Raw genomic sequence first — 11,448 nt, 5'->3', positions numbered from 1 at the left:
CACCGGAAATTGGCCAACTCACCAACTTGCAATCTCTCAACCTCTTCAGTAATCAACTGAGCAGTCTGCCACCGGAAATTGGCCAACTCACCAACTTGCAATCTCTCAACCTCTTCAGTAATCAACTGAGCAGTCTGCCACCGGAAATTGGCCAACTCACCAACCTGCGATCACTCGACCTCTTGATTAATCAACTGAGCAGTCTGCCACCGGAAATTGTCCAACTCACCAACCTGCAATCCCTCAACCTCAGCTACAATCAACTGAGCAGTCTGCCACCGGAAATTGGCCAACTTACCAACCTGCAATCCCTCGACCTCTACAGAAATCAACTGAGCAGTCTGCCACCGGAAATCAGGCAACTGTCAAACCTGAAAAAGCTGGATCTTCGTAGAAATCCAGTCCCCATTCCACCAGAGATTTTGGAGACGAAGAATTTATCCGAAGATCCGGGTGATGTGAATGAAATTCTCGATTTCTATTTTCGGGTGCAAGATCCAGCCGAAACTGAACCATTCTACGAAGCAAAATTCTTGATTGTTGGCGAAGGAGAAGCCGGTAAAACCTCTTTAGCCAAGAAAATAAAAGACGAAAACTATAAACTCCAGGCGAATGAAAAATCAACTGAAGGCATTGAGGTGATCCGGTGGCACTTTACACTGCCAAATGGCAAAGATTTTCAGGTCAACATCTGGGATTTTGGCGGTCAAGAAATCTACCATCAAACCCATCAATTTTTCCTCAGCAAGCGTTCTCTATATGCCTTAGTTGCCGACACTCGCAAAGAAAACACTGGTTTTTACTGGTGGCTGAAGGTTGTTGAACTCTTGAGCGACAAAAGCCCAGTTATCATCATCAAAAACGAAAAACAAGACCGTCAGTGTGAAGTCGATGGGGGGCAGTTACGAGGAGAATTTGACAATCTCAAGGAAATTCTGGCAACCAATTTAGATACTAATCGCGGTTTAGCAGAGATTAAAAAAGCTATTCAGCTTTACATTAGCAATCTTGACCACGTTGCTACACCTCTACCAAAACTCTGGGTAAGAGTCAGAAACGCCTTAGAGAACGATTCCCGAAATTACATCAGCGTTGAAGAATACTTTACCCTTTGCCGAGTCAATAATTTAATTGACAAGAAAGATATGCTGCGCTTAAGCAGCTATCTCCACGACCTCGGCGTTTGTCTGCACTTTCAAGACGATTCTACACTCAAACATTACGTCATCCTCAAACCAGAATGGGGGACAACTGCCGTCTACAAAGTTTTGGATAATCAGACTGTTAACCAAAATCTCGGTTGTTTTACCAAAGACGACCTCAAAGATATTTGGAAAAGCGGCGAATATGCTGATATGCACGATGAACTCCTGCAATTAATGATGCGGTTCAAGCTTTGCTACAAAATTCCTGGTCGCCGTGACATTTATATTGCACCGCAATTACTTTCCATTGAAAAAGCTGATTATACCTGGGACGATCGCCACAACCTCATCCTGCGCTACACCTATACATTCATGCCCAAAGGTATCCTCACCCGCTTTATTGTTGAGACGCATCCTTGGATTGAACAGCAAAAAGTAGTTTGGAAAAACGGTATTGTTCTCAACAAAAACCAAACTCGTGCTGAAATCATTGAAAACTACAATCAACGAGAAATTAAAATCCGTGTAGCCGGAAACCGTACAAAAGAATTGATGGCAGTCATCACCCATGAACTCGAAAAAATCCACAATTCTTACGAACGTTTGCAATATGAAACCCTAGTTCCTTGTAACTGCGAAAAATGTGAAGGAAGCCAAACTCCTTATAGTTATCCTCTGAACGAACTGCGCGAGTTCCTAGATGATAATGCTCAACTGATTCAATGCAGGAAAAGCCGTCAAATGGTAAATGTCCGCAGGTTAATTGATGATGTCATATTCCAACCCGATAGACCAGAAAAGGAACTCAACCCCCAAGTTGCACAGTTGCAAAACGAACTGGAACGAAAGCGAGATGAATCATTGACGCATCGGCTACGAGATAGCAATCAAGAAGAAAAACCCATCATGAATAGTCAATCTCTAATGGAATTCGAGAAGGAAATTTTCATTTCTTATGCTTGGGGTGGAGAAAGTGAGCAATTTGTCAATAAACTGGATGAGACTTTTCAAGCTAAAGGAATCAAAATCATCCGTGATAAACGCGATTTGGGCTACAAAGGACTAATCAAAGCTTTCATGGAACGGATTGGACGCGGTAAATGTGCGATCGCTGTTATCAGTGACAAGTATTTAAAGTCTCCCAATTGCATGTTTGAGCTAGTGCAAATTGCTAAAAATGGTGAATTTTATAATCGAATTTTCCCGATTGTATTAGCAGATGCCCAAATTTATAAACCCGTTGCCAGACTTAAATATATCAAGCATTGGGAAGACGAAATTAAAGAATTAGACGAAGGGATGAGAGAAGTTGGTGCAGCTAACTTGCAGGGATTTCGTGAAGAAATTGACCAATACACCGAGATTCGCAACACGATCGCAGAACTCACCAACCTGCTAAAAGATATGAACACGCTCACCCCTGATATTCACAGCAAATCAGAGTTTGAGTCATTGCTGAATGCGATCACACAGCGTTTATATGAGTAAAAATAACCTATTGATTAAGCTTAGAGGTTGAGCAATGTCTCCGACAAGCTAGACTTACGCTCTTTTTACTAAACAATTTATGTTCTAAGGTGCAAGCTTTAAGTTCAAAAGTAGAATGATCAGGATAAAAGGTGCAATTTCGAGGATAAAAGGCGCAACTTTGAGGATAAAAGGTGCAACTTTGAGGATAAAAGGCGTAACTTCGAGGGTAAAAGGTGCAACTTCGAGGGTAAAAGGTGCAACTTCGAGGATAAAAGGCGCAACTTCGAGGGTAAAAGGTTGAGCGATCGCCTTTTTTACTCGACAATTGGTGTTAAAAGGTGCAACTTCCGAGTTCACAGGTAGAATGATGAAGCTTTGAGGTGGAGCGATGTCTAAGGGCGGGCTACGCTACGCTCTTTTTGCTCGACAACTCGTGTTCAAAGGTGCAAGCTTCGAGTTCAGAGGTAGAGCGATCGGATAGCTAGTTCTTGAATTAAAAACTGCATGACCTTGAGTTTATCTGCACGAGATAGCTTGTGCAAGGTTGGGAATAAATCTGCTGCGCTCATATCAAGTTGAAGATTACGACTAAATACTTTTGATATTTTTACAACTACTATAAGGTGGTTACAAAGTTTGTGGCGTTGGCGTAGCCCACCGCCGGCATCGCATCGTCAACAACAGGCGATCGCACATTGTTGAGATGAATAAGACTGAGAATATTTTACCCACCAAATAAACGCCCCCAAAAACCCTTCTTCTTATTTCTATAAATCTCTAAGTTGTTACGAATCACAGTGTTACTAGGATCGAGGTGAATAGCTATTTCTAGTTCTGCGATCGCTTCTTCTAACTTCCCTTGATCGGACAGCGCACTCCCCAGGTAATTGTGAGCAATTGCGTCGTTTGGGTCGATTTGCAGAGCTTCTTGCCCAGCGACAATTTTGCGATCGTTCCAACTTGTAATAATGTTTTCCCGACACAAAGACGCTAAATGCTTCTCTAACTCAATCTATTTTGTTCTGTTTGGGCTTCCTGAATTTGCACTTCTAGTTTCCACTTTGTAGATACATCGGTTTCAATGGCGTAAGCTTGGCGCAGGCGACCTAATTTTGTGCTAGCCAGGTCATACTATTGTTGTAGTGAATCCCGTTCTTGCTCTAATCTGCGACGCTGGCGTGAAGATTTACCACTCCCGGAAGATGAAGAGAAAGAATCTTAGGGCTTTTGGGAAGATGCATTTGTCAAGATTGAGGAAGTTCACCATCAAATTCGAGCTTATACCAAATATGCCATTGGCGCTTTTAAAAATTTAGGTGCTGCCGAAGTTGAAGAGGTAACTCTGAAGTTTGGCTTGAAGATAGGCGGAAAAACTCGTATCCCCTTCGTAACTGAAGGCTCGGCGGAGAGTAATTTTGAAATTGAGGTGAAGTGTAAGTTTCCTGAAAACAAGCAAAATTCCAGCACTTAAGGTTTTGTTTAAGTAGCGATAAGCTTTATACCTTCAGCTATACAAAACATTATGGAAGCGATCGCCTTTTGTAATTGGATGAAATACAGTTCTTCGTTGGGACACGGTATTGCCGTACCCCCAACCCATCTGGCATCTCAACGAGAAACAATATTATTTTGCACAGTGCGTATTCCATTTGAATGGTACTAATTACTCTACGAGAAATTACAAATAAAATATTGGCTAGGATGAACGGTTGTATCAGGGCACAACAATGTTGTACCCCTACGCAAGATATTGGTGATAAGTTTAGTAGGAAATTTGTGTTTTTTAAGGTTGCAGGTTTGTGAAGATGGGATGATAACGAAAGCGATCGCTCCTGACTCACTATCATTCATTCTTGGATCTCGGATGTTGCTGTTCAAAGCACGAAGTTCCGATTGCGCTAGTGTTGCACTAATTGGGGCTGTAGACATAGAAATTAATCTCCAGTATGTTGCTTAATTTTAGAGTGCCCACATATACAAGTTTAATTTCAATAACACTAATAAAAATTCCAAGGTCAAAGGGTGAGCTTTGTCAAAGTGCGGGTTACGCCTAAGCTTTTCACTCACCATAATTTACCCTTGGATCTTGGCTGTTGCAGTTGCGAACATAAAGTTCCGAGTTTTGAGCATCAACTTCCAAGTTTTGAAGATGAAAACTGGAGTTCTGAGCCTAAATGGAGAATAAGTCTCTTTTTTGTATTTTCCTTTCTTTACTTACTGCTTTAATAGCCGTTTGCAATTGAGTCGAGTACAAACTTTCTTAGAGGCACGGCAATACTGTGTTTTTACCCGCTTACTTGACTCCAAACATATTTTTGGCACGTTTCGCAGGCGGCTTTTGCTTCCTCTGTTTGCGGATTGGTGAAGATGGGATGGTAACGTAACCTATCACAACAGACTTGCAACCATGCACGCCAGTCACCACGCCACAAACGCACAGTGCCATCTTCACCGCCGCTAACAATTGTCTGCCCATCGGCGCTAATGGCAACGGAATAAACCCAACCCTGATGACCACGTAAAGGTTCAGCTAAAGCAAGACCTTCCAGGTTCCACAACCTTACTGTACCGTCATCACCGCCGCTAACAATCGTCTGCCCATCGGTGCTAATGGCAACAGAATAGACCCAACCTTTATGACCACGCAAAGGTTCAGCTAAAGCAAGACCTTGGTAATTCCATAAACGCACAGTGCCGTCAGTACCGCCACTAACAATCGTCTGTCCATCAGCGCTAATGGCAACAGAATTGACGAAACCCTGATGACCACGCAAAGGTTCAGCTAAGGCAAGACCTTGACGATTCCATAACCGCACAGTGCCGTCATCACCACCACTAACAATCGTCTGCCCATTGGCGCTAATGGCAACAGAATTGACATAACCCTGATGACCACGCAAAGGTTCGACTAAGGTCAGACCTTGCAGATTCCACAAACGCACCGTGCCGTCACTACCACCACTGACAATTGTCTGCCCATCGGTACTGATAGCAACAGAATACACCCAACCCTCATGACCACACAAAGGTTCAGCTAAGGTCAGACCTTGTAGGTTCCACAACCGCACCGTGCCGTCAGTACCGCCACTGACAATCGTCTGACCATCGGCACTGATGGTAACAGAATAGACCCAACCTTTATGATCGCGCAAAGGTTCTGCTGAGGGAAGACCTTGGTGGTTCCAAAACCGCACTGTATTATCAGTACTACCACTGATAACTATCTGTTTATCAGTGCTAATGGCGACAGACCTAACATTACCCTCATGACCACGCAAAGGTTCAGCCAAGGGAAGACCTTGACGATTCCACAACCGCACCATACCATTGGCACTGCCACTGACAATTATCTGCCCATCGGTGCTGATGGCGACAGAAGAGACATTACCCTCATGACCGCGCAAAGGTTCAGCTAAGGAAAAACCTTGGCGATTCCACAACCGCACCGTACCGTCAGTATCAGCACTAACAATGTTCTGCCCATTGGCGCTGATGGCGACAGAAGAGACATTACTCTCATGACCATACAAAGGTTCAGCCAACAGAAGACCTTGGTGATTCCACAACCGCACCAGACCGTCGGCACCGCCACTGACAATCGTCTGCCCATCGGCACTGATGGCCACAGAATAGACCCAACCCTTATGTCCACGCAATGGTTTAGCTAAGGGAAGACCTTGGCAGTTCCATAACCGCACCGTACCATCAGCACCGCCACTGACAATCGTCTGCCCATCAGCACTGATGGCGGCAGAAAAGACATTACCCTGATGACCGCGCAAAGGTTCAACTAAGGAAAGACCTTGATGGTTCCATAACCGCACCGTACCATCAGCACCGCCACTGACAATCGTCTGTCCATCAACACTGATGGCGACAGAATAGACATTACCCTGATGACCACGCAAAGGTTCAGCTGAGGAAAGACCTTGGTGGTTCCACACCCGCACTGTACCATCAGCACCGCCACTGACAATCGTCTGTCCATCAGCACTGATGGCGACAGAATAGACATTACCCTGATGACCACGCAAAGGTTCAGCTAAGGAAAGACCTTGATGGTTCCACACCCACACCGTACCATCAGCACCGCCACTGACAATCGTCTGCCCATCAGCACTGATAGCGACGGAAGAGACATTACCCTCATGACCACAAAAGGGAATAGAGACTCTTGCTTTATTCACCACCCGATTCAAACTGTTCTGAACTGATGCAAGAATCTGCTGAGGTAGTTTATCTTGATTCTCCCCCATAGTTTGAATTGCTAAAACTAGACTATCTAGCGGTTGTAAGGGCAATAAATCGTCTACTCTAGCCGCTTTCTCTCGCAACTGGGATTCAGTAAGCGCCCTTTCCATCTCGACAATCTGGTCTTTTTCATCAGTATTGCTGTACTGGTAAAAATCCTCATCTTGTTGGGGTGATTGCAATTGTTGCCAGCTATCCCTCACTTTCGCTAGTAATCCCTTTTTGTCATCCGGCCTTTCGTTCAACCATTCCCGTCGGGTATTTTCTAATGTATCGCTCAACGGTCGCAAGTCTCGGTCTTGTTGTCGCCACTGGGCAAACTGCTGCCAACTTTCTATTAAAGCTTCATGGGCTAAATCAATCCAGACTTCTCCTTTTTCATCTTTTCCAGTAACTAATAAGCGTCCCTTAACCAATCCCGCTTCACCATCTAGCAACTCACTAAGTTGTTGCTGTTGATTGGCTTCATTACCTGCAATATTTAATAATGTGGCTTTTGGTTGGCGCTGTCGGGTATTCTTTTCTCCCTCTCCCGTTCGCACTAACCGCAGAAAAATCTGCTTAATCCATTCTTTTTCTTGCTGACTACGTTCTTGAGTTGGATATTCTTTCTCATAATCTTGGTAGTGATAAAGATTTTCCGCATAGAGATTTAACACCGCAGTTAATCCTCCCAACTTCTCGTACTCTGCTTGGGTGAGTTGACGTTTCTTTTGTTCGCGTTTTTCCCAGAGTTTAGTTAAGGCAAACTCTAACAATGGCAAACTCCCTGGTTCTTGTTGAAGATTTGGGAGAATTTTTAATACTCCTGCTTCTTCAACACTATGAACCTGAAGCTTGGCAGGCTTGGCGATCGCCTCCTTTAAATCAACTCCAGTTAAAGGCAGCATAACTGCTGCCTGGGTTGGAATCAGATGAGTTAGAGAAGGATTATCTAAACAAGATTCAAGAAAATCGCCTCGTATAGTAATTACAACTGCTAACCGCGAATCATGAATCTCTACTACCCCAGTAAGTAGTTCAATAAATCTCTGCTGTTCTTCCTGATCTATACAAACTGTAGATACTTCCTCAAACTCATCTACCACCAGCAAAAATTTTTCTGTGTTAGCCACAGCCTCTGCATCATTAATAGGTTTAGTCAAGCTGCCGAAACTGTTGTCATTCTGAGCAATTTCAACCACAAGGGCGTATTGTGTCATCTTCTTTTGTTAAAACTATTGAGAAATTCCCTCTGTGCTTTAAAATACCCAAATTTACTAGTAATTTACCCATTAGAGTTAAAAACTCTAGATTTAAAATTCAAGTATTAGTTGAGCAATACACGGTAGAACCACAATATTAAAGTTTTGGTAAATGAGATAAGCTCTATACCTTATGGTTTGGTAGTAATTACGTAAGCAATATCTCAGGGCGGGCTACGACTAGTTAGAAAATTTCAGCTAAAATCGACACCAATAGCCATTACCGTGCTACTACCTTGAGAAAAATCTCACATCGCGCTAGTCTTCATTGACGTAACTGCACGCTGTAACATTAGGCGATGACAAATCAACTCTCTCCAGAAATTCCCTCTTGCACTTGGAGCCGTCCTATCGGCTTAGGCTGGGATAAACCTTATACTGTTCGCTATGCAAGTAATATTGATGATGGGCCTTGGCATGGTATGCCTTTAGGCGGCTTTGGTGCAGGTTGCATCGGTCGTTCTTCACGGGGAGACTTTAACCTGTGGCACATCGACGGCGGTGAGCATACCTTCAAAAATGTTCCCGCTTGTCAATTCAGTGTGTTTGAATCCAATAGTACATCTTCCCAAGCCTATGCTTTATCTACCCAAGAGCCTGATAATGGCACTCTCAAGGCTTGGCAGTGGTATCCAACACTTTTGGCTACTGAGGGGACGGGTAATTATCACGCGCTATATCCACGTAGCTGGTTTGTGTATGAAAATATATTTCAAGCACAGTTGACTTGTGAGCAATTTTCTCCAGTCTGGGCAGGCAATTACCAAGAAACTAGCTACCCTGTGGCAATATTCCTCTGGAATACCCACAACCCGACAGATACACCGATTACTCTCAGTATTATGCTCACTTGGCAAAATATGGTGGGCTGGTTTACAAATGCTCTCAAATCTCCCGAAGTGCGGGTGCGCGATGATGGTAGTCCGGTTTATGAATACCAACCGCGCTGGGGCGAAAGTCAAGGAAACTACAATCAGATAGTTGAAAATACACAACAGTTTGGCTGTCTTTTAGGTCGGATTGGTAGTGAGCAACCTTTGCAAGAAGGCGATGGAACTTGGTGTATTGCAACGCTGAAACATCCCCAAGTAGAAGTATTTCACCACACTCACTGGAATCCTGAAGGTACAGGTGATGAAGTGTGGCAAAGCTTTGCCCAAGATGGCTCTTTGCCCAATTATGTTGATACTACTCCAGCAGCAGAGAATATACAATTAGGGGCTGCGATCGCAATCCGTTTCACTCTCCAACCAGGCGAAACTCTGGAAATTCCCTTTGTCCTCGCTTGGGATTTGCCGATCACAGAATTTACTGCTGGAGTCAACTATTATCGCAGATATACAGACTTTTTTGGTAAAAGTGGAAATAATGCTTGGGCGATCGCATCGACTGCATTACAAGAATACCAAACCTGGCGATCGCAAATTCAAAGTTGGCAAAAACCCATTCTCGACCGGGAAGATTTACCTAACTGGTTTAAAATGGCTTTATTTAATGAGCTTTATGACCTCACTAGCGGCGGTACTCTCTGGAGTGCAGCATCAAAACTTGACCCCATCGGTCAGTTTGCGGTGTTAGAGTGCTTAGATTACCGTTGGTATGAAAGTCTAGATGTACGGTTGTATGGCTCTTTTGCCCTGCTGATGCTATTTCCAGAATTAGAAAAGTCGGTAATTCGGGCATTTGCACGGGCGATTCCTCAAGGTGATAATACTCCCCGAATCATTGGCTATTACATGACAATTAAGGCAGAAAGCCCGATTGCCGTTCGCAAAGTTGCAGGTGCAACACCCCACGATTTAGGTGCACCGAACGAACACGTCTGGGAGAAAACCAACTACACCAGCTATCAAGACTGTAATTTATGGAAGGATTTAGGTAGTGATTTTGTTTTGCAAGTATACCGTGATTTTTTACTCACGGGTGCTGACGATGTGGAATTTCTAGCAGATTGCTGGAATGCGATCGTTCAAACCCTCGACTACCTGAAAACTTTTGACCTCGACGGCGATGGGATTCCGGAAAATTCTGGCGCACCCGATCAAACCTTTGATGATTGGCGATTACAGGGTGTCAGCGCCTATTGTGGGGGGTTGTGGTTGGCGGCGTTAGAAGCTGCGATCGCCATCAGCGATATTTTATTAATTTACCAGACAGGTAACACAACAGAGTTGACGGCGCAAAAATCCACTTATGAAACTTGGTTACAACAATCTCTTCCTATTTACCAAGAAAAACTCTGGAATGGGGAATATTACCGACTTGATAGTAAAAGTGGTTCCGATGTGGTGATGGCAGATCAATTGTGCGGACAATTCTACGCCCGTCTGCTGGATTTACCTGATATTATAGCGAGCGATCGCGCCCTTTCTGCCTTGAAAACTGTTTATGATGCTTGCTTTTTGAAATTCTGCAATGGTGAGTTTGGTGCTGCTAATGGTGTTCGTCGTGATGGTTCACCAGAAAATCCCAAAGCTACTCATCCTTTAGAAGTTTGGACGGGGATAAACTTTGGGCTGGCGGCTTTTCTCGTGCAGATGGGAATGAAGGATGAAGCGTTGAGGTTGACGCAAGCTGTAGTGCAGCAAATTTATAACAATGGTTTGCAATTTCGCACACCGGAAGCTATCACCGCAGCTGGTACTTTTCGCGCTAGCACTTACCTGCGGCCAATGGCGATTTGGGGAATTTATTTAGTTATTAATTGATTGACTATCAAAGCGGTTCTCGTTTTGATGCAACACATGTAGATGTCATTGGTGTCAACTTAAGCTGAAATCTTCTGATTCTATGAGTTTTGCCTTCTCTCCAAAATTGGCAGAGGGGATCAAATTCTCCAGCTCCCTTTCTCCTAATATGGGAGAAGGGGTTAGGGGATGAGGGCATAGCAACCCTTACTCTTACCTAATACCATTTCACGAAATACTTAATACAAATGATTTGTCTGTAACTTTTTCTCCCTGCTTCCTACTACCTATTTGCATCAACCTTAAAGTGAAATAGTATAATTTCTACTTTAAGTTGATACCTATGAAAGATGTGCGCCCCTACGAATGATCGTATTCCACGCTACCAAATTTAACCTGTCTTCATCTGGAAAAGCAAAGTTTAGATTTGCGATTTTATTTTCCGAGTATTTCCGGAAGCGAAGGAAAATTTCAGTAATGGTAAGAGTTGAAGCATTGAGAATTTAAGACTAATGTTTTAAAAAATGCAGATATTACTAGCTTTAGCTATAAATATTGCTGATAGTTCCCAGACTACGTTCACAATCAAAAGCTAGGTTATGACGTGCCTATTCCTTTACTCAACAGCAAAGTTCATCAGATTATGGGGCT

6 protein-coding genes and 1 pseudogene are annotated in these 11,448 nt (G+C 43.6%); 3 read left to right on the top strand and 4 right to left on the bottom strand.

What is annotated here, in order from left to right; all coding sequences use genetic code 11:
* Window positions 1–2,633 (top strand): COR domain-containing protein (locus V7K89_RS25535; RefSeq protein ID WP_335192147.1); only part of this gene is annotated, 2,633 nt, incomplete at its 5' end.
* Window positions 2,634–2,717: 84 nt separating this feature from the next.
* Here the strand turns inward: V7K89_RS25535 and V7K89_RS25530 are convergent.
* Window positions 2,718–2,972: a hypothetical protein gene (locus V7K89_RS25530; protein ID WP_335192145.1), complete on the bottom strand. Its 255-nt coding sequence runs from the start codon at window positions 2,970–2,972 to the stop codon at window positions 2,718–2,720.
* Between the two features lie 367 nt (window positions 2,973–3,339).
* The gene (locus tag V7K89_RS25525) at window positions 3,340–3,600 is read right to left on the bottom strand and encodes a tetratricopeptide repeat protein (protein ID WP_335192143.1); all 261 of its coding nucleotides are present in this window, start codon (window positions 3,598–3,600) and stop codon (window positions 3,340–3,342) included.
* A 261-nt stretch (window positions 3,601–3,861) separates the two neighbouring features.
* Here V7K89_RS25525 and V7K89_RS25520 point away from each other — a divergent pair.
* Window positions 3,862–4,086, top strand: a pseudogene (locus tag V7K89_RS25520) (CU044_2847 family protein); the annotation flags it as partial.
* 197 nt (window positions 4,087–4,283) lie between these two features.
* Here V7K89_RS25520 and V7K89_RS25515 read toward each other — a convergent pair.
* Both V7K89_RS25515 and V7K89_RS25510 read right to left on the bottom strand, forming a co-directional pair.
* On the bottom strand, window positions 4,284–4,544 hold the full coding sequence (locus V7K89_RS25515) for a hypothetical protein (RefSeq protein WP_335192142.1): 261 nt from the start codon (window positions 4,542–4,544) through the stop codon (window positions 4,284–4,286).
* Window positions 4,545–4,900: 356 nt separating this feature from the next.
* Window positions 4,901–8,068 carry a WD40 repeat domain-containing protein gene (locus V7K89_RS25510; RefSeq protein WP_335192141.1) on the bottom strand — a complete coding sequence of 1,056 codons (3,168 nt, stop codon included), beginning with the start codon at window positions 8,066–8,068 and terminating at the stop codon, window positions 4,901–4,903.
* Window positions 8,069–8,409: 341 nt separating this feature from the next.
* Between V7K89_RS25510 and V7K89_RS25505 the strand changes: the two genes are divergently transcribed.
* Window positions 8,410–10,818 (top strand): GH116 family glycosyl hydrolase, encoded by a 2,409-nt coding sequence (locus V7K89_RS25505; protein ID WP_335192139.1) that lies wholly within the window; start codon window positions 8,410–8,412, stop codon window positions 10,816–10,818.
* Window positions 10,819–11,448: the final 630 nt, after the last annotated feature.

The sequence above is a fragment of the Nostoc sp. genome, from assembly GCF_036917515.1.
Classification (GTDB): domain Bacteria; phylum Cyanobacteriota; class Cyanobacteriia; order Cyanobacteriales; family Nostocaceae; genus Nostoc.
This window is presented reverse-complemented; position numbering and strand designations above follow the sequence as displayed.